Annotated in this window: 16 protein-coding genes; 13 read left to right on the top strand and 3 right to left on the bottom strand. The window is 48.2% G+C overall.

Annotated features, from left to right (window positions below; genetic code table 11):
* The first annotated feature begins 37 nt into the window (after nucleotides 1–37).
* The 9 genes from KN811_RS03425 to KN811_RS03465 all read left to right on the top strand — a co-directional run bounded on the left by KN811_RS03425 (nucleotide 38) and on the right by KN811_RS03465 (nucleotide 17,913).
* A complete protein-coding gene (locus tag KN811_RS03425; RefSeq protein ID WP_187965500.1) occupies nucleotides 38–1,738 on the top strand; it encodes a ribulokinase in 1,701 nt (566 codons plus the stop codon).
* Complete coding sequence (locus KN811_RS03430) at nucleotides 1,731–2,429, top strand: L-ribulose-5-phosphate 4-epimerase (RefSeq protein WP_187965499.1); 699 nt, start codon at nucleotides 1,731–1,733, stop codon at nucleotides 2,427–2,429. Before KN811_RS03425 ends, KN811_RS03430 begins: the two co-directional genes overlap by 8 nt.
* A 61-nt stretch (nucleotides 2,430–2,490) precedes the next feature.
* The gene (gene araA, locus KN811_RS03435; protein WP_187965498.1) at nucleotides 2,491–3,987 is read left to right on the top strand and encodes an L-arabinose isomerase; all 1,497 of its coding nucleotides are present in this window, start codon (nucleotides 2,491–2,493) and stop codon (nucleotides 3,985–3,987) included.
* 119 nt (nucleotides 3,988–4,106) lie between these two features.
* Nucleotides 4,107–5,273, top strand: coding sequence for an aldose epimerase family protein (locus tag KN811_RS03440; RefSeq protein WP_187965497.1), 1,167 nt, complete (start codon nucleotides 4,107–4,109; stop codon nucleotides 5,271–5,273).
* A 22-nt stretch (nucleotides 5,274–5,295) separates the two neighbouring features.
* The gene (locus tag KN811_RS03445) at nucleotides 5,296–6,912 is read left to right on the top strand and encodes a sodium:solute symporter (RefSeq protein WP_187965496.1); all 1,617 of its coding nucleotides are present in this window, start codon (nucleotides 5,296–5,298) and stop codon (nucleotides 6,910–6,912) included.
* A 260-nt stretch (nucleotides 6,913–7,172) separates the two neighbouring features.
* The gene (locus KN811_RS03450) at nucleotides 7,173–10,199 is read left to right on the top strand and encodes a SusC/RagA family TonB-linked outer membrane protein (RefSeq protein WP_187965495.1); all 3,027 of its coding nucleotides are present in this window, start codon (nucleotides 7,173–7,175) and stop codon (nucleotides 10,197–10,199) included.
* Between the two features lie 13 nt (nucleotides 10,200–10,212).
* On the top strand, nucleotides 10,213–11,805 hold the full coding sequence (locus KN811_RS03455) for a RagB/SusD family nutrient uptake outer membrane protein (protein ID WP_187965494.1): 1,593 nt from the start codon (nucleotides 10,213–10,215) through the stop codon (nucleotides 11,803–11,805).
* A 96-nt stretch (nucleotides 11,806–11,901) separates the two neighbouring features.
* Nucleotides 11,902–14,967 carry a beta-L-arabinofuranosidase domain-containing protein gene (locus KN811_RS03460; protein WP_187965493.1) on the top strand — a complete coding sequence of 1,022 codons (3,066 nt, stop codon included), beginning with the start codon at nucleotides 11,902–11,904 and terminating at the stop codon, nucleotides 14,965–14,967.
* A gap of 252 nt (nucleotides 14,968–15,219) precedes the next feature.
* Nucleotides 15,220–17,913, top strand: coding sequence for a DUF5695 domain-containing protein (locus KN811_RS03465; protein ID WP_187965492.1), 2,694 nt, complete (start codon nucleotides 15,220–15,222; stop codon nucleotides 17,911–17,913).
* 104 nt (nucleotides 17,914–18,017) lie between these two features.
* Here the strand turns inward: KN811_RS03465 and KN811_RS03470 are convergent, their stop codons facing one another.
* Nucleotides 18,018–18,821, bottom strand: coding sequence for a serine O-acetyltransferase (locus KN811_RS03470; protein WP_187965491.1), 804 nt, complete (start codon nucleotides 18,819–18,821; stop codon nucleotides 18,018–18,020).
* Between the two features lie 388 nt (nucleotides 18,822–19,209).
* Here KN811_RS03470 and KN811_RS03475 point away from each other — a divergent pair, with 388 nt between their 5' ends.
* The 4 genes from KN811_RS03475 (at nucleotide 19,210) to pxpA (ending at nucleotide 24,167) form a co-directional block, all read left to right on the top strand.
* Nucleotides 19,210–20,745: a YifB family Mg chelatase-like AAA ATPase gene (locus tag KN811_RS03475; RefSeq protein ID WP_187965490.1), complete on the top strand. Its 1,536-nt coding sequence runs from the start codon at nucleotides 19,210–19,212 to the stop codon at nucleotides 20,743–20,745.
* Between the two features lie 169 nt (nucleotides 20,746–20,914).
* Nucleotides 20,915–22,006: a DUF2891 domain-containing protein gene (locus KN811_RS03480; protein WP_187965489.1), complete on the top strand. Its 1,092-nt coding sequence runs from the start codon at nucleotides 20,915–20,917 to the stop codon at nucleotides 22,004–22,006.
* Nucleotides 22,006–23,205 carry an Nramp family divalent metal transporter gene (locus tag KN811_RS03485; protein WP_187965488.1) on the top strand — a complete coding sequence of 400 codons (1,200 nt, stop codon included), beginning with the start codon at nucleotides 22,006–22,008 and terminating at the stop codon, nucleotides 23,203–23,205. The genes KN811_RS03480 and KN811_RS03485 overlap by 1 nt, the downstream gene beginning before the upstream one ends.
* A 245-nt stretch (nucleotides 23,206–23,450) precedes the next feature.
* Entirely contained in the window at nucleotides 23,451–24,167 is a 717-nt protein-coding gene (gene pxpA, locus KN811_RS03490) for a 5-oxoprolinase subunit PxpA (protein WP_187965487.1), read from the top strand.
* A 54-nt stretch (nucleotides 24,168–24,221) separates the two neighbouring features.
* Here pxpA and KN811_RS03495 read toward each other — a convergent pair whose 3' ends face one another.
* Together KN811_RS03495 and KN811_RS03500 are read right to left on the bottom strand one after the other, a co-directional pair.
* Nucleotides 24,222–24,647: a type II toxin-antitoxin system VapC family toxin gene (locus tag KN811_RS03495; protein WP_187965486.1), complete on the bottom strand. Its 426-nt coding sequence runs from the start codon at nucleotides 24,645–24,647 to the stop codon at nucleotides 24,222–24,224.
* Nucleotides 24,644–24,901, bottom strand: coding sequence for a DUF6364 family protein (locus tag KN811_RS03500; protein WP_187965485.1), 258 nt, complete (start codon nucleotides 24,899–24,901; stop codon nucleotides 24,644–24,646). The genes KN811_RS03495 and KN811_RS03500 overlap by 4 nt, the downstream gene beginning before the upstream one ends.
* Nucleotides 24,902–24,910: the final 9 nt, after the last annotated feature.

Raw genomic sequence — 24,910 nt, forward strand, 5'->3', positions numbered from 1 at the left:
TTAAAGCATCGATAAATAAGCGTAAAAGATATATAGAATGAAACAATATGTAGTGGGGCTGGACTTCGGGACGGATTCGGTCAGGGCTGTACTCGTGGACACTTCCACAGGCCGGACCCTGGAGAGTGAAGTGCATTGGTACAGCAGGTGGAAAGAAGGGAAGTACTGCAACGCCCGGGAAAACCGTTTTCGCCAGCATCCCCTGGACCACATAGAAGGAATGGAAACCACTGTGAAAAAAGTGGTGCAAAGGTCCGGTGTACCGCCGGAGGCCGTAAAAGGGATCTGCATAGATACCACCGGATCGTCGCCTGTCCCCATAGATAGCAGTGGTACGGCACTGGCCCTGACACCGGGTTTTGAGGAAAACCCCAACGCCATGATGGTGTTGTGGAAAGACCATACTTCAATTGCCGAAGCAGCAGAGATCAATCACCTGGCCAAAAACTGGGGCGGGATAGACTATACCCGGTATATAGGAGGTGTATATTCTTCAGAATGGTTCTGGGCCAAGATATTGCACATCGCAAGGGAAGACCGCACAGTAAAAGAGGCCGCCTGGTCGTGGATGGAGCATTGCGACCTGATGACCTATATCCTCACCGGGAAAAAGGATCCGAAAACCTTTAAATGCAGCAGGTGCGCCGCCGGTCACAAGGCCATGTGGCACGAAAGCTGGGGAGGTCTCCCGGAAGACGGTTTCCTCTCGCGCCTGGACCCCTATCTCGTAACGGTAAAGGAGAACTTATATACAGATACCTTCACTTCCGATATGGTAGCAGGTACCCTGAGCAGGGACTGGAGTGAAAAACTGGGGCTTACGGAGCATACCATAGTGGCTGTGGGTACTTTTGATGCACATGCAGGTGCCGTAGGTGCCGGGGCAGAGGCCTTTGCCCTTGTCAGGGTGATGGGAACTTCTACCTGTGACATCATGGTAGCCCCGAAAGAAATTATAGGGAATAATGCCGTAAAAGGTATCTGCGGGCAGGTAGACGGTTCGGTCGTCCCCGGGTGGATAGGCCTTGAGGCAGGACAGTCTGCTTTCGGCGACCTGCTGGCCTGGTTCAGGGAGGTACTGGCCTGGCCTTTGGAGAACCTGCTGAATGATACGATATTGCTTTCGGAAGAAACCAGGCAGCAATTGCGGGAAGAACTAAAAAGCAGAATCATTCCCGAACTATCGGCACAGGCCGAAAAAATCCCTGCCGAAGAGAGTGTGCCCCTGGCCCTTGACTGGATCAATGGCAGGAGAACCCCCGATGCCGACCAGGCATTGAAATCAGCCATAACCGGATTGAACCTCGGCACGAGGGCACCGCATATTTTCCGGGCCTTGGTAGAGGCCATCTGTTTCGGCGCCAAAAAGATCGTGGAACGATTTGAGGAAGAAGGCGTGGAAATAAGATCGGTTGTCGGCATAGGCGGAGTGGCTAAAAAAGCCCCCTTTGTAATGCAGACCCTGGCCGACGTGCTGGACAGGCCCATACGAATAGCGGTTTCAGACCAGGCCCCCGCACTTGGGGCAGCGATCTATGCAGCCGTTGCCGCGGGAATCTATCCTACGGTAGAAGAAGCTGTAAAAGCGATGGGAAGCCCTATGGAAACTACCTATGAACCCCGGGAGGCCCCGGTAGGTTTTTACAGGGAAAAATATGCCCGCTATAAAGAACTGGCCGCATTCGTCGAAAAGGATATCCATAAAAAGAACCCTCTAAAAGCTACATCCGATGTCTGAGTACAAAACGATCAAAGAAGCGTGTTATCGTGCTAATATGAAATTGCCAGAACTGGGCCTGGTGGTATACACCTTCGGGAACGTAAGTTGTGTAGACCGTGAAAACGGCGCCTTTGCCATCAAACCCAGCGGGGTGCCCTACGAAGACCTGTCACCGGAAGATATGGTCATAGTGGATTTTGAAAACAATATACTGGAAGGGACAATGCGCCCCTCTTCCGATACCAGGACCCATGCCTATCTCTACAAGACCTGGAAAGACATCGGGAGCATAGTTCACACCCATGCCACCTATTCCGTGGCCTGGGCACAGGCACAAATGGATATCCCCATTTTCGGTACCACACATGCCGACCACCTGACCTGCGATATCCCTTGCGCCCCGCCCATGAAAGACGAATACATCCGGGGAAATTACGAACATATGACCGGAAAGCAGATTGTAGATTGCTTCGGGGAAAAAGGGCTGTCCCATACAGAAGTGGAAATGGTTCTTCTCGGCAATCACGGCCCCTTCGCCTGGGGAAAAAATGCGGACAAGGCCGTCTATAACAGTAAAGTTCTGGAAGAACTGGCCCGGATGGCCTACCTCACATTACAGATCAACCCTTCCGCACCGAGGCTCAAGGAAACCCTAATACAAAAACATTACAACCGTAAGCATGGTAAGGATGCCTATTACGGACAATAGGGTTGCCAGTTGTTGTGAACCTTCAACCTGCAACCTATAACCTGCAATTAAAAAAATAAACATGATAAAATTGAGCGATCACGAAGTGTGGTTCATCACAGGGAGCCAGCACTTATACGGAGAAGAAACATTAAAAAACGTAGCAAAACATTCCGAAGAAATAGCCAAATACTTGAACGACAGCCGGGAAATCCCGGTAGATGTGGTGCACAAACCGATAGTGACCACCCCAGAACAGATAGCAACAGTCTGCCGCGAAGCCAATGTGACGGACAGATGTGTGGGGATCGTGGTGTGGATGCACACCTTTTCCCCGGCCAAGATGTGGATCAAAGGCTTGCAGTTGCTGAATAAACCGATGTGCCATCTGCATACGCAATACAATTCTGAAATACCGTGGAAAGAGATAGACATGGATTTTATGAACGAAAACCAGTCCGCCCACGGAGGAAGGGAATTTGGTTTTATGGCTGGCAGGCTGCGAAAGAACAGGAAAGTGGTCACAGGCCACTGGAAAGATGAGAACGTACATCAAAAACTGGGGATATGGAGCCGTGTGGCCGTAGGATGGCATATCCTTCAGACAGCTAAAATAGCCAGGATAGGGGACAACATGCGGCAGGTAGCCGTTACCGAAGGTGATAAGGTAGAAGCCCAGATGCGTTTCGGATTCTCCGTCAACGGGTACGGTATCGGGGATATCGTGGAATACCTCAATGCGGTTACCGACAAAGAAACGGATGCCCTCGTAGCGATCTATAAAGAACAGTACAGGACGGACAGTCCTTCGTTTAACGAAAACGCTGTAAAAGATGCTGCACGGATAGAGCTCGGGCTCCGGGCTTTCCTGGAAGAAGGCGGTTTCGGAGGTTTTACCAATACCTTCGAGGACCTTCACGGTTTTAAACAGCTCCCAGGTATTCCTACGCAACGGCTTATGGCCGATGGCTATGGTTATGGCGGAGAAGGCGACTGGAAAACTGCGGCCCTTTTGCACGCCGTGAAAGTAATGACACAGGGACTGGAAGGCGGAACTTCCTTTATGGAAGATTACACCTACGATTTCAGGAAAGACGGTTCCAGGGTATTGGGATCGCATATGCTCGAAATATGCCCGTCCATCGCCTCGGAAAAACCAAAACTGGAAGTTCACCCGCTATCCATAGGAGGGAAAGAAGACCCCGCACGGCTGGTGTTTAACGTTGGTGCAGGACCAGCCATAAATGTAGCCCTGATGGATATGGGAAACAGGTTCCGGCTGGTGGTCAATGAAGTACGTACCGTAGAACCCGACCACGACCTGCCGAAACTCCCTGTGGCCAGGGCACTGTGGAAACCCGAACCAGACCTGGAAACCGCCGCTTCCGCATGGATCCTGGCCGGAGGGTCACACCATACCGTGTACAGTAAAGCTGCTACAACCGAATTTATGGAAGATCTTGCCGAAATGGCCGGAGTGGAACTGCTGACTATCGACAACAATACCGTAGTCCGGGATTTTAAGGAAAAGCTACGGTGGAATGAAGTATATTATCACCTTTTTCAAAATAATATGTAACATGTTTCGGCTTCAGTTCATCCTGAGCCTGCCAAAAGGTTCAGCACCCGGTGGGAATGAAGAACTCTTCTCCGGTTGCTGAGCGAAGCCGAAGCACATCCGTCAAAAACAACAGATCTATGAAAACCAGTTATTTATCTGTGATATTGCTTGCCTTACTGGCCTGTAATACCACTCCGAAAAAACAGGCCGGACAAAAGGACCGGGAAAAGCAGGAAGAAAAAATGATAGCTACTGTTACCCGTGAAAAGTTCGGAACATTGCCTGACGGAAAGGATGTATCCCGCTATACCCTGACCAATGCCAACGGAATAAAGATGAAAGTGATGACCTACGGAGGAATCATCACATCATTCGAAACACCGGACCGGGAAGGAAAGCAGGGAGATATCGTACTCGGATTTGATTCCCTGGAAGGTTACTTACAGGAAGTTCCCTATTTCGGTGCTATTATCGGACGATATGGCAACCGGATAGCCGATGGTAAATTCACCCTCGATAATACCGAATATACGCTGGCACAGAACGATGGCAGCAATCACCTTCACGGCGGAAAAAAGGGATTTGACAAAGTCCTCTGGAAAGCCTCTGAGGAAAAAGCAGAAAACGGTGTTGCCCTTAAACTGCAATACAAAAGCAGGGATACGGAAGAAGGCTATCCCGGAAACCTGGATGTCACCGTAACCTACACCCTGACCAATGACGACGAACTCCGGGTCAATTATAAGGCAACAACCGACAAAAAGACCGTGCTAAACCTTACCCAGCACTCCTATTTTAACCTGGCCCCGGAAAGCAAGACCATCCTCGATCAGGAATTACAGTTAAATGCCGATGCTTTTCTTCCGGTAAACAAAACCCTCATCCCAACCGGAGAGTTAAAAAAAGTAAAAGGCACCCCGTTCGATTTCACGGCGGCCAGGCCCATAGGAAAGGATATCGAAAAGGAAAACGAGCAACTGAATTTTGGCAAAGGCTATGACCATTGCTGGGTGTTGAACGGCGAAAACGGCGAGATGAAACAGGCAGCCTCCCTTTATGACCCCCAAAGTGGCCGCTTGATGGAAGTGTATACCACCGAACCGGGGATCCAGTTCTATTCCGGTAACTTTCTGGATGGATCCCTGGTAGGGAAAAAAGGAAAAAAATATGATTTCCGGTCCGGTCTGTGCCTGGAAACACAGCACTATCCCGATGCTCCCAACCAGCCGGAATTTCCGTCCACCATATTGAATCCCGGAGAAGAATACAATACCACGACGGTATTTAAATTTTCCGTGAAATAATCGCATAAACCAACCATAGCATATGAAAAGTTTAGATACTTTAGACTGGATATGTATATCCGCATATTTTCTCGTCCTGTTCGGCCTGGCCGTGTGGGTGATCCTTAAAAAGACCAAAAATACCGAAGACTATTTCCTTGCAGGGAGGAATATCGGATGGTTTGTAGTGGGGGCTTCCATTTTTGCTTCCAATATCGGTTCTGAACATGTAGTGGGCCTGGCCGGAGCAGGAGCAGGGGACAAGATGCCTATGCTCATTTATGAGATCCAGGCCTGGGTGGTGCTTATTCTTGGCTGGGTATTTCTGCCGTTCTATGCCCGTAGTGGTGTGTTTACCATGCCGGAATTCCTGGAACGGCGGTTCAATGCAAAATTGAGGTGGTTTTTGTCCATAGTATCGCTGGTAGCCTATATACTCACCAAGGTTTCCGTGACGATCTATGCCGGAGGTGTGGTCGTATCGGCATTGCTAGGTATCAATTTCTGGGTGGGCGCCATTGCCACCGTAATATTGACCGGGGTCTATACAGTTTTCGGAGGAATGCGCGCCGTGGTCTATACCGAGACCCTTCAGGCCATCATCCTCCTGGTCGGTGCAGCTGCCCTTACTTTTATAGGACTGGATCATGTAGGAGGATGGAGCGAAATGAAAGCCACCCTCGGGCCGGAATACTTTAATATGTGGCGCCCGGTGACCGATCCGGATTTCCCGTGGCCCAGCCTGTTGATCACCAGTACCATTACCGGTATCTGGTATTGGTGTACCGACCAGTATATCGTACAGCGGACCCTTACGGCCAAAAACCTCAAGGAGGGAAGAAGAGGGGCTATCTGGGGAGCGTTCCTCAAGTTGTTGCCCGTATTTATATTCCTGATCCCCGGGGTTATTGCCCTGACCTTAAAACAAAAAGGGATGCTGCATTGGGAAACCCCGGACGAAGCCTTCCCGGTATTGATGAGCAACCTTTTACCTTCCGGGTTAAGAGGCTTGGTAGCGGCCGGCCTTCTCGCCGCCCTGATGAGTTCCCTCGCATCGGTGTTCAATTCCTGTTCCACCCTGTTCACGGTAGATATCTACAAAAAGCTAAGGCCCGGCACCCCGGAGATAAAACTCGTGAGAATAGGGCGTATCGCCACCCTGGTGGTAGTGTTCCTCGGAATTATCTGGATCCCCATTATGGCCAATATATCCGGAGTGTTATATGAGTACTTGCAATCCGTACAATCCTACATAGCCCCGCCCATCACCGCAGTGTTCCTGCTGGGAATATTTTCGAAGCGTATCAATGCCACCGGAGCCTATGCCACACTGGTCATTGGCTTTATCACCGGGATGGGCAGGATCGCAATCGAACTGATGAGCGGTTATTTTACGGAGGGAAGCATATTCCATACCCTGGCCACGATGAACTTCCTGACCTTCGGTGCCTGGTTCTTCCTTTTCTGTATTGTGTTACTGATAGTCGTGAGCCTGCTCACCCCGGCACAGGACGAAAAACAACTCGCCGGGCTAACATTCAGCACACTTTCTCCCGATGACAGAAAAGCAGAAAAAAGTTATAACTGGGTAGATGTTACCGCTTCTGTCCTTATTGTAGCTATTGTGATCTGGATCATGATCTCCTTTAACGGAACCTAAATTCCTGTATAGTTTAAACACTGAAAGAGCCCTGTTAGCACATTATCCGCTAACAGGGATTTTTTTAACATATACATTGGTGTATTGCTTTGTTTTTAAGGTTATCTGTGAGATTTTGCTCATTTGAAGCGCTATTTAAACGATAACTTGCTAATATAGTATTAAAATATGCTAATATCTTATTTAACAGTATGGGCGGTGAGTTTATACTTTTATAACGTGTAAATTATACACTTTATAATAATTAACTCTTTAATATTATGAAACCAACGCCACCCATCTTTTCATTATGGAAAAAGAAAGCACATACCGGAGTAGTAAACAGGAGGTTGTTTTACGTACTGTGTTTTTGCTGGTCCGTGTCATCCTTTGCACAGCAGGTTATAAGGGGCACAGTGACGGACGAACAGGGAATACCCATCGGTGGAGCTTCGGTATTGCAGAAAAACACCACCAATGGCGGTGTAACCGATTTTGACGGAAACTTTGAGTTGACTTTAAGCGGTGATGATCCCGTTATGGTAGTATCTTACCTTGGATTTGCAACCACCGAGATCAGTATCGGGGACCGGACCACCGTGAATGTTATTTTAAAGGAAGATCTGCTGGAGCTGGATGAGGTAGTTCTCATAGGTTTCGGGACGCAGAAAAAAGGAGATGTTACCAGTGCCGTAGCTTCGGTAAAATCGGAAGATTTCATCCAGGGAAATGTGAGGGATGCGGCACAGCTTATCCAGGGAAAAGTTGCCGGGCTTACTATTTCAACTCCTTCCGGGGACCCGACTGAAGACTCACAGATCAAACTGCGTGGCTTGTCCTCACTTACCGGAAGTACCGATCCACTTGTCCTTATCGACGGAGTGCCCGGAAACCTGGGAACGGTGCCTCCGGAAGATATAGAATCGATAGATGTACTAAAAGACGGTTCTGCTACGGCTATATACGGAACCCGGGGCACTAACGGGGTAATTATCATTACGACGAAAGGCGGTAATTATAACATGAAACCTACCATAGAATACAGTGGCTATCTTTCCATGTCTACCATAGCCCGAAAACTCGATTTTATGGATGCCTCCGATCTCAGGAAAAGATGGGAGGAGGGCTATGAGTTTAACGGGGCCAATGTTGAAGATTTCGGAACGGCCACCGATTGGCTCGATGAAATTACACGGAATGCCCATAGCCATGTTCACAATCTGATCTTCCGGGGAGGGAATGAACGGACCAGTCTTACCGCCTCCCTGAATTACAGGGATATCGAGGGGATCTTCCTGAAGTCCGAAAATAAGAAATATACCGGTAGGATAAATGTCAGCCACGCCATGTTCAACAATAAGCTCAAAACCAACCTTGGTGTTATTGTTAGTGAGCAGACCTATAATGCGTTGGCAAACGAAACGGATAATGCGCTGGGAGAGGGCACGAGCTTTAACCCTTATATATACCGGCAGGCCCTGATAAGGAACCCCACCGAACCTGTCAGGGATACGGAAGGGAACTGGTTTGAGCGGGACGTCTATTTTTACGATAATCCTGTGGCCTATATAAAAGAGACCATGGGGGAGAACAGGTATAGAAATATGCGTTTTGACCTTAGCATGAGCTATGATATCAACGAACATTTTATTGCAAAAGGACTGTATACCAAGAAGGGAAATTCGAATATCCGGGGGTTCTACCAAACGAAAAACCACGTCAGTACCGTCAAATACGGACAAGACGGATTTGCTTCGAGGGGAACGGATGATCATACAGGCAATTACGGACAGCTCACCCTGGATTACAATCAGTCTTTCGGAAAACATAAAGTAACAGGATTGCTGGGATATAATTATGAAGACAATACTAATGAAGGCTTCTGGCTCAATAACCGGCGTTTTTCAACAGATGGCTTTATGTACAATAATATAGGAAACGGCAAGGGGCTGGAATTGGGGGAAGCCGAAATGAGGAGTTATAAAAATTCAGATAAGTTGATAGCATTCTTTACCAGGCTTACCTATAATTTTGACGATCGCTATTTACTACTGGCCAGTTTAAGGCGGGAAGGATCTTCAAGGTTTGGTGCAAATACCAAATGGGGCTATTTCCCGGGAGTTTCTGCAGGATGGCGTATAAACAGGGAATCCTTTCTGAAAAATACCGGTTGGATATATGACCTGAAGCTGAGAGCGGGATTTGGAGTAACAGGGACAAATGCCGGAGACAGGTATGAATCGCTTAGCGGGCTTACCTATGGAGGATATTTTTTTAATAACGGTAACTGGACCCGCGAACTTGTACCCTCAAGGAACCCTAATCCCGATCTCAGGTGGGAGAAAAAGGAAGAACTTAATTTCGGATTGGATTACGGTTTCCTGGACGGCAGGATAAGCGGAACCATAGATTATTACAGCAGGAAGACCAAAGATGCCCTGTATGATTACGACGTGCCTACACCTCCCTATTATTACCCGTCAATACTGGCTAATGTTGCACAGATAAAAAATTCGGGACTGGAGGTATTACTGAACGTAATTCCGGTGAAAACCGATACTTTTGAGTGGACGTCTAACATGACGTATTCCACAAACTCCAATAAAATCGTATCGCTCTCCAATGATGAATTCCAACTGACCAATGATTTTTTTGATGAAGGTTATGCCAGTGAACCCATACAGGTGAGCACCCACCGGGTACAGGTCGGGCAGCCTATCGGCAACTTCTTCGGTTGGAAAAGCGTGGATATTACCGACGACGGTATCTGGCTGATCGAAACTCCGGACGGGGAGATAAAACCTGCTACCGAAACTACTACGGACGACAGGCAGGTGCTCGGAAACGGCCTGCCCAAATCGTATTTCAGCTGGAATAACTCGGTAAAATACAAAAACTGGGACTTTAATGTAAATATGAGGGGAGCGTTCGGATACCAGATACTCAATTTTTCAAGAATGTATTACGAAAACCCTACCGTAGATTACAATACCCTGAACTCTGCCTATGACCTGGTCTATGGAAAAGCTGTTCTCAATGATGTTCAACGCCTTGTGAGCTACTATGTGGAGGACGGGGATTTTCTGAAAATAGATAATGTAACCATTGGGTACACCTTACCCGGATCATTACTCAAATTTGTTCAGAATTGCAGGATATACGCTTCCGGGATTAACCTGGTCACTATAACCGGCTACAAGGGCATCGATCCCGAAGTCGACCGGAATGGCCTTTCACCCGGTAATGACGAACGGGACAAATACCCGTCTACAAGAACATTTACATTGGGAATAAACCTAACCTTTTAATACCCGTAATATCATGATAGCAAAATATATAAATCCGTTCCGGTTAAAGTTGTGGTTATGTAGTCTTATGGCCGGATTGTCCTTGGTTGCATGTACCGATCTGTCTGAAGAGGTTTTCTCTGAAGTAACCGAAGATTCCTTTATTCCGGCCGATTCCGATGTTATAGCACTAATGGCCTCGGCCTATACCCCCTTGCGTTATGTCATGGGCTGGCAGGGATATTTTGACCTGCAGGAAGAACCGGCAGATGTTATCGTAACCCCCACACGCCCCAACGGCTGGGACGATGGAGGGATATATAAAAGGATGCACTGGCACAAATGGACCAGTACAGACTGGCAGCCCAGAAATACATGGATTACCTGCTTTAATGGTATAAACAACATAAACAGGGTTATATTGCAGATCACTTCGGGCGAATATCCCGTAGACGAAGGCCAGATAAAATATATTACGGCAGAAATGAGGGCCTTAAGAGCATTGTATTATTCCATATTGATCGATACCCATGGCAATGTCCCCATCATATCCGATTACGGGGAAGATCTTCCCGAACAAAGTACGCGACAGAAAGTCTACGAATTTATAGAGGCTGAACTCACCGAGGTGATCCCACTACTTACCAATGTGGTGGATAATACCACTTACGGGCGCATGACCCGCTACGCGGCATGGCATGTGCTGGCCAGGTTATATCTCAACGCCGAAGTGTATACCGGCACACCGCAATGGAACAAGTGTATTGCGGCCTGTGACGAGATTATCAATGACGGAAAATTCAGCCTTTCGGATAGTTACAGTGCTATTTTCAATACCAATAATGAAGAGAATCCCGAAATGGTCTTTGCTATTCCCTACGACCGCATTTATGCACCGGAATGGTCTGCCCACATGAAGATGCTCCTGCCGGACCACAGGGATGTATTTAATATGGAAGCACAACCCTGGGGAGGTTCCAGTGCCAATCCCCAGTTTATCGATAGTTATGATCCGAAAGACAATCGCTTAAAGGATACCTGGCTTATGGGAGATCAGCTCAATGCCAGCGATGGGAGTGTGGTTATGACCCTTGTAAAAGAAATGCCGAGTATCTACGATTGTAAGTTTACCGAGGGTTTCCGCTGCGGAAAATATGAAATAGAAGAGGGGGCCACCGGATCCCTGAGCAATGACTTTCCCCTTTTGAGGTATACCGATGTGTTGATGATGAAAGCCGAATCCCTGTTGCGAACCGGCGACAGTAACACTGCAGCGCAGTTGGTAACGGAAGTCAGAAGGCGCTCTTTCGATGATCCGGCCGATGCGGGGGTTACCGGCGCAGAACTGGAAGGAGATACCAATATGGCCTATGGTACCCTGGCTGAAGACGGAAGTATTGACGAACCCGGAGACCAGTCACCTGTGGTTTACGGGCGCTTCCTGGATGAACTTGGCTGGGAATTTGCCTGCGAAGCAAGACGAAGGACAGACCTTATCAGATTCGGGGTATATCAAACAAAAAACTGGTATGATCATACCCCTCAGGGATCGCATACTGCCTTGTTCCCTATTGGATATGAAGAGATGAATACCAATCCCAACCTGAAACAGAATCCGGGATATTAGGTGTCATAAACGAATGAAAAGTTCATTAATTTAGTACGGGGTATTGTATAAATGATGGGAGCAGGCCTCCCGATATCGACAATAATCGTAAAGGTAATGGTTACAAAGAAAATTAAAAGCATTATGATCGCCGGGTTTTGCCTGGCCGGTACGTGGTTTGGATATCTCCGGGCACAAGGCGGTGATCAGATATTAGACGGTATAGGGGAGACGGGATTGGTTGCACGCTATATATTCGACGGGGATACCAAAGACTGGTCCCGCAATAATCTGCACGCCCGAATTCAGGGTTCAGGCGCAGGATTTATCAATGACGACAGGTTCGGGGAGGTTTTGTCACTTCACGGCAAGGGAAGATCTTTTGTCTCTATCCCCGGAGAGGCGCTGACAGGAATAGAATCGCTCAGTATAACAGGGTGGGTCTACCTGCGTTCGGAGCAACGCGGTCAACGTTTTTTCGATTTCGGGACGAATGCCGGAACACATTTTTTTGCCGCACCTTCCGGAACGGATGCCCGGGAAGGATATCAGGCATTGATCGCAACAGGTACCGAAGGCGAAAGCGGCCCGGTTTCATCAGCAATAGCGATTAATCGTTGGGTACATCTTGCCGTGGTTGTCGACCTTCCCTCAAAATCCATGCGTACATATGTCGATGGAAAGCAGGTAGGAGAAACCGGGGATATGCCCCTGGAGTTGGGAAAAGTGTTTAATGATGAGTCTGGTGAAAATAACCTGCTCTGTATCGGAAAATCGCTTTTACCCGGAGAACCATATCTCAATGCCGGTATACACGATTTCCGCATTTATCGTGTTTCCCTGCATACAAAGCAGGTCGCCAGAATTTATTACAATGCCCTGAAAGGTGTAAATGAAGATACTGCAACTATGGGCAGGCAGGAAGACGATCTCCCGGAATTTTCCCCGGCCACACCGCAACTTTACAATGAATACCTGGTTGATGTACCGGATGTTGAGGTAGAGACTAAGGTAGGCTATTTACCGCAGTTACCACCTTATGTAGAGGGAACATATCGAGATGTGCCGGATGGCCCGAAAGTACGTGTACTTTGGCCGGCTCCGGCAGATAACAGTGATGTGCTTCAACCGGGGCATTACACCGTGACCGGCCGGATTGCCGGTACGGATCTCCGGCCGAAAGCTACGGTAACGGTAAAAGGTGGGGAAGAACCCGCCACGCCCCGCCGCAGACTGGAGGCTTTTGACCTGGATCAGGTATTCTTAAGGCCGGCCTCTCATGGACATCATACCAGGTTCATGGAGAATCGCGATAAATTCATAACCACCCTGGCCAAAACAAACCCTGACGCCTTCCTCTATATGTTCCGCAATGCCTTTGGACAAAAGCAACCCCGGGGAGCAAAGCCCCTTGGGGTCTGGGATAGCCAGGAAACCAAATTGCGGGGGCATGCTACGGGGCATTACCTCACAGCGATCGCACAAGCCTATGCCGGTACGGCATACGATAAATCGCTCCGGGAAAATTTTGCCGATAAGATGGGCTATATGGTAAATACCCTGTATGAATTGTCGCAAATGTCCGGGCGACCGGGAGAAGCCGGTACCGGGTGTGTGTCTGATCCAATAGCCGTGCCCCCTGGCCCGGGAAAACAGGATTATGATTCCGATCTTAGCGAAGCCGGTATCCGTACCGATTACTGGAACTGGGGCGAAGGATTTATCAGCGCCTACCCTCCCGACCAGTTTATTATGCTGGAAAACGGAGCCTCCTACGGAGGGCAGGATACCCAGGTGTGGGCACCTTATTATACCTTGCACAAAATCCTGGCCGGGTTGATGGATGTCTATGAAGTAAGCGGTAATAAAAAAGCTCTTGATGTGGCTACGGGTATGGGAGACTGGGTATATGCCCGCTTAAGCCGGTTACCCACAGGGACACTCATAAAGATGTGGAATACCTACATTGCCGGCGAGTTCGGCGGAATGAATGAGGCTATGGCACGTTTATACCGGATCACCCGTGAAGAGCGCTACCTGAAAGCAGCCCGGTTATTTGATAATATCGATATGTTTTTTGGAGATGCAGAGCATTCGCACGGACTGGCCAAAAATGTAGACACTTTTCGCGGACTACATGCCAATCAGCATATTCCCCAGGTTGTGGGAGCACTCGAAATATATCGCGACTCCGATGCCCCAGAATATTACCGGGTGGCCGATAACTTCTGGAATAAGATAACGAACGATTATATGTACAGTATCGGAGGGGTTGCAGGGGCGCGTAACCCTGCCAATGCAGAATGCTTTATCAGCCAGCCGGCTACGCTTTACGAGAACGGATTCTCTGCCGGCGGACAGAACGAAACCTGTGCTACGTATAACATGCTGAAACTGACCAGGAACCTGTTCCTGTACGATCAGCGGGCGGAGTTGATGGATTATTATGAACGCGGACTGTACAATCACATTCTCGCTTCCGTAGCCGAGAACAGCCCGGCCAATACCTATCATGTTCCGCTCAGACCGGGGTCCGTGAAACAATTTGGCAATCCCGGTATGACAGGTTTTACCTGCTGCAATGGTACAGCCATAGAAAGCAGTACCAAACTGCAGAATTCCATTTATTTTAAAAATAAGGATAACACTGCCCTTTATGTAAACCTTTATATCCCTTCAACACTAAAGTGGAACGAGCGCAATATTACTGTGGAGCAAACCACTGATTTCCCGAAAGAAGACCACACCCTTCTGACCATTAAAGGGAGCGGACAATTCGATCTGAATGTGCGCGTTCCGCAATGGGCTACCCGGGGATTTTTTGTAAAGATCAATGGCAGGGAGAAAAAGTTCAGAACCAGGCCGGGAAGCTACCTTACCATAAGCCGTAAATGGAAAGACGGCGATACCGTAGCATTACAAATGCCATTTACATTCCGCCTTGAGCCGGTAATGGACCAGCAAAACATTGCCAGTCTGTTTTACGGACCGGTACTGCTCGCCGCCCGAGAACCGGAACCGAGAAAGGAGTGGCGTAAAATAAACTTAAATGCCAAAGATATCAGCAAATCGGTTAAAGGCACCCCGGGGCAATTGCAATTCACTATTGACGGTGTAGTGTTCAAACCTTTTTACGAAACCTACGGGCGTCATTCGGTCTACCTTGATGTTACGCTGGAATAAACCCTTTAAACAAAGCAAAAGTATTTACCCGGATGAACGGGGTTTTATGAAGGTAATATGCCACTGCGAGAGATAGCATTTAAGCAATCGCATAAATTGTAATGACATTTCTGCGTCATTGCGAGCGAAGCGTGGCAATCTCCCCGCAGATTGGCACTTACCTGAAGGAGATTGCCATCCTTTGAAAAAACTCAGGACAGGCCTTGGAAAATAAAAACCATTTAATGGGATTAAAAATAACCAGACATAAAAATGATAAAGTTTCTAAAATACCAGTTTACCTTCATCCTAACCCTTATTTCCATTCAAACCACAATGGCCCAGGATTACTGGAGCAGGATCACCGGTAAACCCTCGGTACTGGAACTGGAAAAGGGCTTTTTAACGTATAAAACCCCGGATTTTCGGCTCAAACTGGTAAAATCCTCACAGACCGTAGCCGCCCTGTCCCCGGCTTCCGTTCCGGATTTCGATTTTACCCCGGGCGACCGTTTAAATATTCGCGACAAGGACAGTCTGTATCACCTGGGGGATATCAACCTCAGGATAAGGCAGGCCGGAGGTGCCTGGAAAAGTTATTCCACGGCGGCAAAACGATCGGCAGTACAACCGTTAAATACTTCGGGCAATATACTTGCGGCGGCAGACCTGTCCGCAACCTTGCCGAAAGATATCCCGGTGTCTGTGAAGCGCTATTACGAAACCGCGGGCAAAAACCTCGTCATGCGGTTCGAAATTACCAATACCTCTTCCGAAGATGTGGAAATAGGAGCCCTTGGTATTCCCATGATCTTCAATAATATCCTCGAAGGCAAGTCGCTGGACGAAGCTCATGCACAAAATGTATTCTTTGATCCTTATACAGGCCTGGAGGCGGGTTACCTGGAAGTCAAACGCCTTCACGGGAACGGGCCTGACCTCCTGGTCATCCCCGGAGAGCATATGTCTTTTGAAGCCTATCGTCCCTTGCTGGACGATCCTACCCCCAGAAGTATTGTTTTCGAGGGATTCCACGAATGGATGGCACACAGTCGTGCCTACGCCGAAAATGAATGGAAAGGAGCAGAACAATGGAATGTACCGACCTCGGTAACCCTCCGTCCGGGGGATTCCCGGAATTATACCCTGAAATTCGTACTGGCCGATGATATCCGGAAAGTCCCGGATGTCCTGGCAGAACAAAGCCGTCCGGTAGTCACGGGGATTCCCGGATATGTGATCCCCATGGATGTAAAAGCACACCTTTTTCTCCGGTACACCGAAGATGTGGATTCGTTTAAAGTAGAGCCGGAAGGGGCGTTGGAGCTCGAAACAGAAAGGACAACCTCAAAAGGAGCACAAAAGTATGCCGTTTACGGAAAAAAATGGGGCAGGGCCCGGCTTACCGTCCGGTACAAAGACGGACTCAGGCAAACCATTCATTATAAGATCATAAAACCGGAAAGTGAGGTCGTTGAGGACTTCGGCCGTTTCCTTTTGACGGAACAATGGTTCGACGGGAAAAATGATCCCTTTCATCGCAATCCTTCTGTAATCAGTTATGATTACGAAGAGAAAAAACAGGTGAGCCAGGACAGCCGCGCCTGGATCGCCGGGCTGAGTGACGAAGGGGGCGCGGGTAGTTGGCTCGGCGCTGTGATGAAACAACTCATACAACCCGATAAGGAAGAACTGGAAAAACTACAACGCTTTGTGGACGAAACCCTCTGGGGGACCATTCAGCACAGTGACGGCCCCCGGAAATATGGCGTAAAGAAAAGTGTCTTTTACTACGAACCGGAGCAGATGCCCGAAGGGACCTATGACAAAAATATCGACTATACCACCTGGGCGGCGTGGAACAGGGAGGGAGCCGATGATGTGGGCAGGTCATACAACTATCCTCATGTAGCAGCGGCTTACTGGGTGATGTACCGTTTGTCCAGGTATCGTACGGGACTGGTTTCCGGCCGGAAGTGGGACTGGTACCTGAAAAATGCCTATCACACAACGGTGGCCATGACAAAATTGGCTCCGCACTATGCCCAGTTCGGACAGATGGAAGGCACGGTATTTTTGCTGATACTCGAAGATCTGTATCGTGAAGGATTAACCGAAATGGCAGACGATCTGGAGGCCAGGATGAGAGCGCGAGCAGAACACTGGAAAGGACTCAGCTATCCGTTTGGCAGTGAAATGCCGTGGGACTCCACCGGGCAGGAAGAGGTCTATGCCTGGTCTGATTATTTCGGGTTTGATAAAAAAGCCCTGGTTACACTCAATGCCATCCTGGCGTATATGCCCGTAATACCACACTGGGCATATAACGGCAATGCCCGCAGGTACTGGGATTTTCTCTACGGAGGCAAATTATCGCGTGTAGAGCGGCAAATACATCATTACGGGTCGGGGCTTAATGCCATTCCCGTACTTACGCAGTTCAGGAAAGCCCCGGAAGACCTCTATTTGCTGAAAACAGGTTACGGCGGACTGCTCGGGGCCATTTCCAATATTACCCGCGACGGTTTCGGCCCGGCAGCTTTTCATTCGTTCCCTTCTACATTGCAAATAGACGGCCTCTCCGGGGATTACGGCTCCGGTTTTTTCGGATATGCAGTAAATACGGCAACATATATCACAAGGGACGATGACATGGGATGGCTGGCTTTCGGCGGAAATGTCATAGCAGAAGGGAAACAAACAGAAGTTGAGATCACCACCGCTGCCCGGAACAGGGTCTATATCGCTCCCGGAAAGCTCTGGCTTACGCTCGATGCAGGGACCTTTAAAAAGGTGCGTTATAACCTGAAGTCAGGTCAGGTGGAAATTACATTAGATCCTAAAGACAAATTTACTCCGGTAGCATATTTAAGGATAGATGGGGCCGATAAAAAACTCCCTTATAAAAGGGTAAGGGGAGCCTATGCCATCAAACTGAAGAAACAGGAAATACAAATAAAAATATAAAACCCTTAGTGTCTCAGTGCCTTCGTGGCAAAAAACAGCCACAAAGGCACGAGGACACAAAGTTCATAGGGTAAAAAGGCATAATTCCTGGATAACCCGGATGGTTATCCCTGATTCTTTATCTCCCCGTTCGATTTGATCTTAATGTCCGGCGTGTGATAAACCAGTGAATTTTCCGGTACGGAATTGGTAAGCCACACATTTCCTCCTATGATACTGTTGGCCCCGATCACTGTTTTCCCTCCCAGTATGGTAGCATTGGCATAAATGGTGACATTGCTTTCCACGGTCGGGTGCCGCTTTATATCTTTCAGTGATTTTTCCACATGAAGAGCACCGAGGGTCACCCCCTGGTAGATCTTTACGCGGTCTTTGATCACGGTGGTTTCCCCGATCACGATCCCTGTGGCATGGTCAATAAAGAAAGATTCGCCGATCTGCGCCCCGGGGTTAATGTCCACCCCCGTAAGCCGGTGGGCATACTCCGTCATCAGCCGGGGAACGATGGGAAGGCCGTAGAGGTATAAGGGCCTGGAAAGCCGGTAAATGGCAATGGCATAAAATCCGGGGTAAGCGAGGCATACCTCTTCGATAGTCCGGGAAGCCGGGTCGTTTTCCACAATGGCCTGAGCATCCAGGTTTAGTTTTCTCAGGAGTTCCGGAAGTTCGTTCAGGTAGCTTTCCCAGATCTTCCCGCAGGGTTTTCCCGGGGCCCAGCAGGCCAGGTCTACGATCTCCTGGAATTCTTCTTCCAGCAGGTCTATGTTCTCTGCTACCGAAGTATCGTTGTCAAACAAGGTGTAGAACAGATGGGAAGCAAAGGCTTCGGTCTTTTCCTTCAGCACGAATTTCAGATTCGGATTTTGCTTGTGCTTTATGATGTCTTTAATAATCGTTTCTTTTTTCATTGGTTTGTTTTTTGGGTACGAGGTCCGAAGTTTTACATATGGATTAATTCCACTTCGTACTTCTGCCTTCGTACTTCGTACTTTTTTATGGTGTGTTGCGTTGTTTGTGCCATGTGTGGCAATAGGGGTTATAAATATTGCTTTGGATCAATGTCTTGAACATTGATCGTGTTTTTATTTTGATAAAATGTAAAAAGTGGAAAAAAGACAAAGCAAAAACCCGCCGGAGGCCTTAACAGACCCCGATAAGGGATTTGACTTTCCAATAGGTTATATATAAATGATGAAGATAAAACACAATATAACTTTATGGCTTTGAGAATACAAAGTTAAGAACCTTCCGTTACATATATGTTAATTTTTATATTTTTAAACAAAAAAATATCAAATGCTGACAAAAATATACGGAAGTGCCGTCTTCGGGGTAGAGGCCACAACAATCACCGTAGAGGTCAATGTAGTTACCGGTGTGGGGTATTATCTGGTAGGGTTGCCGGACAATGCTATCAAGGAAAGCAATTACCGGATAGCCGCTGCATTGCAGAATACGGGCTACAAGATCCCTGGAAAGCGGATCACCATAAACATGGCGCCTGCCGATCTGCGCAAGGAAGGTTCGGCCTATGACCTTACGCTGGCACTCGGTATACTGGCCGCTTCCGGGCAGATAAAAAGCGAAGGTATAGAACGATATATCATCATGGGGGAGCTGTCCCTGGACGGCAGCCTGCAACCTCTCAAAGGAGCCTTGCCCATAGCATTACAGGCCCGGGAAGAAGGGTTTAAAGGGCTGATCCTTCCGGAACAAAATGCAAAAGAAGCCGCTGTGGTAGACGGCCTGGAAGTATATGGAGCGGAAAACATCAAACAGGTGATCGATCATTTTGACAACAAAAAGCTGTTGGAACCTGTTAAAGTAGACAGCTGGGAAGAGTTTTACAACAAACTCGATTTCCCTGAGCACGATTTTGCCGATGTCAAAGGGCAGGAGAGCATAAAGCGATGTATGGAGATTGCTGCGGCAGGCGGGCACAATATTATTCTTATTGGGCCGCCGGGAGCAGGGAAGACCATGCTGGCCAAAAGGCTCCCCAGTATCCTGCCGCCCATGACCCTTCACGAAGCCCTCGAAACCACCAAGATACACAGCGTGGCAGGCCGGATGGAAAACTCCGGGTTAATGACAGCCCGGCCATTCCGATCGCCACATCATACCATTTCCGACGTAGCCCTGGTCGGAGGCGGTACATATCCTCAACCGGGAGAAATATCCCTGTCACACAACGGTGTTTTATTCCTTGACGAACTCCCCGAGTTTAAACGCAATGTACTGGAAGTGATGCGCCAACCCCTGGAAGACCGGGAAGTTACTATTTCCAGGGCTAAATTTACCATCACCTATCCCTCATCGTTTATGCTGGTTGCCAGTATGAATCCCAGTCCCGGGGGGTACTTTAATGACCCCGATGCTCCCGTAACTTCGTCTCCCACGGAAATGCAACGCTATCTCGGCAAGATATCCGGTCCGCTCCTGGACCGTATAGATATTCATGTTGAAGTAACCCCGGTACCCTTTGAAAAACTCTCGGACGATCGTAAGGGCGAAAGTAGTGTGGATATCCGGAAACGGGTAACTGCGGCCCGGAAAATACAGGCTTCCCGCTTTAAGGATACTGAAAATATCCACTACAACGCCCAGATGAGCAGCAGGCAGATCAGGGAATATTGCGAACTCGACGACGCCTCCAAAGCACTTTTAAAGAATGCCATGACACGGCTCAACCTTTCCGCCAGGGCCTACGACCGCATACTCAAGGTAGCCCGGACCATTGCCGACCTGGACCATGCCACACATATATCGGGTAACCATATCAGCGAGGCCATACAATACCGCAGCCTGGACCGGGAAGGATGGCTGGGATAACGCTCCCTCCGAATATGATAATATGAGATAGATAAAAAAAACGATGGTAAGGGCGCAAGATCTTGCGCCCCAACGATAAAGGTGCAGGACCTTGTAGCTCGTCACCAGATCATAAAAAACAAAAAACAATCTCCAATACATCTAAAATCTAATGTCTAACATCTACCAAATGAAGCAACTTTTTACCATACTGATCCTTTTACTCACCTGCTGCACTCCTGACAAGCAGAAAAATACTTCTACCGAAACTGCGGAGGACACCCGGATATTACAGCTTACTTTAAAAGAAGCCAACAGGCTTGTCCGATTGCCGCTGGAATGCATGCAGACCGAATATCCCAACAAATTAAGCCAGACCCTGAACGATTCCACCGATATACAGGCTCCCCAAAAATTACACCCTGCCTTTTACGGGTGTTTCGACTGGCATTCGTCCGTACACGGGCACTGGATGCTGGTAAGTTTGCTAAAACAGTTCCCGGATATGGCAAATGCGGAAGAGGCAAGGCAAAAATTACGGGGCAATATCTCCGAAGAAAATATCCGTGGTGAAATAGCCTATTTTGATAAAGAACCGTCCTATGAACGCACCTACGGATGGGCATGGCTGCTAAAACTGGCCGAAGAACTACATACCTGGAATGATCCGTTGGCCAGGGAACTGGAGGGCAATCTGCAACCGCTTACCGACGTCATTATCCGGGGATACCTGGATTTTTTACCAAAACTGAACTACCCCATCCGAGTAGGAGAACATACCAACACCGCATTCGGGTTGACATTCGCCTATGATTATGCCAAAACCGTAAACCATACAGAACTCCTCGAACTTATCGAAAAAAGGGCCAGGGATTTTTACCTGAGTGATGCGGATTGCCCCATGACCTGGGAACCGGGCGGATTTGATTTTCTGTCACCCTGCCTCGAAGAAGCGGATATCATGAGGCGGATACTCCCTAAAGAAGAATTTCGCGGGTGGCTGCAAAAATTCCTGCCACAGCTCGGAAAATCATCGTTTAGGCTCGAACAGGGAAAAGTATCTGACCGGGAAGACGGCAAGCTGGTGCACCTTGACGGGGTGAACTTCAGCAGGGCCTGGTGTCTCTACGGCATCGCCAAAGATTTTCCGGAATACGGACATTTGAGAAAGATGGCCAATGACCACGTGTTGCATTCCCTCCCCAATATTGTGGACAACAATTATGAGGGTACACACTGGCTGGGCTCATTTGCCGTTTATGCCCTGCAAACTGCGCATTAATGTTTAAGTTTTTTAAAAATATAGGACCCGGCACCCTGGTGGCGGCTGCATTTATAGGTCCCGGTACCGTAACCGTGTGTACCCTGACCGGAGTAGGCTTCGGTTACACCCTGTTATGGGCTATGGTACTTTCCATAATAGCCACAGTGATCCTGCAGGAAATGGCCGCCCGTATAGGTATAATAACCCGCCTTGGCCTTGCAGATGTTATAAAAGCTCAGATACGTCATAAATATTTAAAAATACCGGCCATAATCCTTGTCCTTTCAGCAGTAGTGATTGGAAATGCAGCTTATGAAGCAGGAAATCTTAGTGGGGCTTCCCTGGGGATGACAGGTGTCTTCGGAGCGGGTTTTACCCCGTTTTATCCTTTACTTATCGGTGCAATGGCTTTTATGCTGCTCTTTATCGAAAATTATAAGGTGCTGGAACGATGTATGATAGGCCTGGTATTAGTGATGAGCCTGTCTTTTATACTCGCAGCAGTCCTCACTAAACCCGATATTGGTGCTGTATTACGGGGTGCTTTTATTCCCGGCTTTTCAGAAGGAAGTATCCTTACGGTTATTGGTTTGGTGGGGACTACCGTGGTTCCCTACAACCTCTTTTTACACGCTTCGCTGGTCGGGGAGCGATGGAAAAGCCCGGACGATCTCAAAGCCGCCCGGAAAGATACGCTGGTCTCTGTAATTCTGGGCGGCCTGGTGTCCATGGCCATCATTATTACTGCCGCAGGAAGTGGACTTACCGATGTAAGCAATGTTATGGATATGGCCAAAGGGCTGGAACCGCTTTACGGCAGGTTTGCCGTCTATTTTATCGGAACAGGCCTGTTTGCAGCCGGGATCACCTCTTCTGTGACCGCTCCGCTGGCTGCTGCCTATGTGGCCAACGGTTGTTTCGGTTGGAATGCCTCCCTGAAAGATACCAGGTTCCGGGTGGTATGGATGGCAGTGATCGGTGTCGGGGTGCTTTTTGCCTCCCTGGGATTTAATCCCATAGAACTGATCCTGTTTGCACAGGTGGCCAACGGTATATTGCTTCCCGTGATAGCCCTGTTTTTATGGTGGGTGGTCAATAAGGCAGGAGTGTTGGGCAGGTATAAAAATACGGTCTTGCAGAATGTGATTTCCGGGGTAATCATCCTTATTACCATCCTTTTAGGAATACGTAGTATATTTAAAGTTTTCGGATGGTAACGAAATAATGAACTTTCGTTTTCTGAACCCCGCATTTTCAATAATTTTGAACCTCCTTCGGCTTTAGTTTATCCTGAGTTTAATCGAGGGGCCCAGGGACCAAAATTTTGAACTTTCCCTTCGGCTTTGCTCAGGGACCGATGGGTAAAACCTTGAACTTTGAACCTGTCTCCCTGAGCTTGCCTGCACTGAGCGCAGCCGAAGTGTCGAAGGGTTGAACCTTGAACCTTGAACCTTGAACTGATATGACCATAGACATCAATTGCGACGTAGGCGAAGGCCTGGACAACGAACATCTGTTAATGCCCTGTATATCTTCGTGCAGCATAGCCTGTGGCGGCCATGCCGGAGATGAGGAGGCCATGCGGAAAGTGGTAAACCTTGCCGTAGAGCACGGCGTAAAGATAGGGGCACACCCGTCCTATCCGGACCGGGAAAATTTCGGTCGCAGATCCGTAAAGCTAGAGCGTCAAGACCTGATCGCGTCGATCCGGGAACAGGTGAAGGCGTTGGAAGATATCGTAATAGAAAAAGGAACTGCGTTCTTCCACATAAAAGCGCACGGGGCCCTGTATAATGATATGGCCAGGGACAGAAGCACGGCAGAAATATTTTTGTCCGCTATTGAAGAATACAGGGAAAGCGTTTTTATATATGCTCCGTATAATTCCGAAATAGAAAGCCTTGCAGTTTCCGAAGGTTTCCGGATAAAATATGAAGCATTTGCCGACAGAAATTACAATGACGACCTTTCCCTGGTACCGAGAAGCGCAGAGAATGCCGTAATCCACGATAAGGAAAAAGTCCTGGAACACCTGCTGGTTATGATAAAAGAAGGAAAAGTACTTACCACAACAGGAAATAAGATCACCATTAAAGCCGATACCTTTTGCCTGCATGGCGATAATGCACATGCGGTGGAAATACTGGAATTCCTTTCAAAAGAATTTAAACGCCGGTGAGGGTTATAAGGCTGCTTTGCGAGGGAATAGTAGTTCGAAGATGTTTCGAATAATTTATGAAGGTTTTATCACATGTTGTTCCAGGAACTGATAAGCCTGCAATACTTCGATCTCCGAAAAATAAAAATCACAGGTATTTTCTGTTACAATACATTGACATCCGGCATTTAAGGCGGCGTAGTATTCCAGGCCGTCCTCAAAATCTTCCACGGCTTTGTGCTGTGCGGCAAGCATAACTGCCTTCCGGTCGGCCTCGGCAATATGGATCCTGGAAATAATTGTCTGTATCTTTTGTTTAGCCATTTTTCTGCCGCTTTTCTTTTCGGAGAAATAAAAAGCAATGGCCAGGCATACGGGAGAGGTGAACAACTTAAACTTTTTGCTGTCCGCCAGGCTTAAAAGTCTCGAAGAATAACTGAACAGCGGGTATTCCTTGTTCAGTACCGAGACCAGTATATTGGCATCGATAAAGACCTTCATTTTTTGTTTTTGAAGTATTCTTCTTTGGCCGATTTTCTGCTTCGGGGTTTTATTTTGTACTCGGCCTCACCTTCTGCCACCATCCCTACCCAGCTTGCAATGGGCAATTCTTCCAGGTTTTGGTAGTGCCCGCTGGTAATTTGCCGGTACAGGAACTCCGTAAGCCTTGACAGGCTGACGTTCTGGGACCGGGCAAACTCTTTGGCCTTATCAATGACATCCTCGTCAAAGGACAAGGTGATCTTGGCATCCATAACTCTCTG

The sequence above is a fragment of the Sinomicrobium weinanense genome (assembly GCF_018863395.1).
GTDB classification, from domain to species: domain Bacteria; phylum Bacteroidota; class Bacteroidia; order Flavobacteriales; family Flavobacteriaceae; genus Sinomicrobium; species Sinomicrobium weinanense.

Bases quoted from the DNA above. Each gene is read 5' to 3' on its own strand.
- KN811_RS03480 (WP_187965489.1), top strand. From the start codon at position 20,915: ATGAAGCAACTTTTTACCATACTGATCCTTTTACTCACCTGCTGCACT.
- KN811_RS03440 (WP_187965497.1), top strand. From the start codon at position 4,107: ATGAAAACCAGTTATTTATCTGTGATATTGCTTGCCTTACTGGCCTGT.
- KN811_RS03495 (WP_187965486.1), bottom strand. From the start codon at position 24,647: ATGAAGGTCTTTATCGATGCCAATATACTGGTCTCGGTACTGAACAAG.
- KN811_RS03450 (WP_187965495.1), top strand. From the start codon at position 7,173: ATGAAACCAACGCCACCCATCTTTTCATTATGGAAAAAGAAAGCACAT.
- KN811_RS03430 (WP_187965499.1), top strand. From the start codon at position 1,731: ATGTCTGAGTACAAAACGATCAAAGAAGCGTGTTATCGTGCTAATATG.
- KN811_RS03475 (WP_187965490.1), top strand. From the start codon at position 19,210: ATGCTGACAAAAATATACGGAAGTGCCGTCTTCGGGGTAGAGGCCACA.
- KN811_RS03470 (WP_187965491.1), bottom strand. From the start codon at position 18,821: ATGAAAAAAGAAACGATTATTAAAGACATCATAAAGCACAAGCAAAAT.
- KN811_RS03445 (WP_187965496.1), top strand. From the start codon at position 5,296: ATGAAAAGTTTAGATACTTTAGACTGGATATGTATATCCGCATATTTT.
- KN811_RS03485 (WP_187965488.1), top strand. From the start codon at position 22,006: ATGTTTAAGTTTTTTAAAAATATAGGACCCGGCACCCTGGTGGCGGCT.
- KN811_RS03465 (WP_187965492.1), top strand. From the start codon at position 15,220: ATGATAAAGTTTCTAAAATACCAGTTTACCTTCATCCTAACCCTTATT.
- KN811_RS03500 (WP_187965485.1), bottom strand. From the start codon at position 24,901: ATGGATGCCAAGATCACCTTGTCCTTTGACGAGGATGTCATTGATAAG.
- araA (WP_187965498.1), top strand. From the start codon at position 2,491: ATGATAAAATTGAGCGATCACGAAGTGTGGTTCATCACAGGGAGCCAG.
- KN811_RS03425 (WP_187965500.1), top strand. From the start codon at position 38: ATGAAACAATATGTAGTGGGGCTGGACTTCGGGACGGATTCGGTCAGG.
- KN811_RS03455 (WP_187965494.1), top strand. From the start codon at position 10,213: ATGATAGCAAAATATATAAATCCGTTCCGGTTAAAGTTGTGGTTATGT.
- KN811_RS03460 (WP_187965493.1), top strand. From the start codon at position 11,902: ATGGTTACAAAGAAAATTAAAAGCATTATGATCGCCGGGTTTTGCCTG.
- pxpA (WP_187965487.1), top strand. From the start codon at position 23,451: ATGACCATAGACATCAATTGCGACGTAGGCGAAGGCCTGGACAACGAA.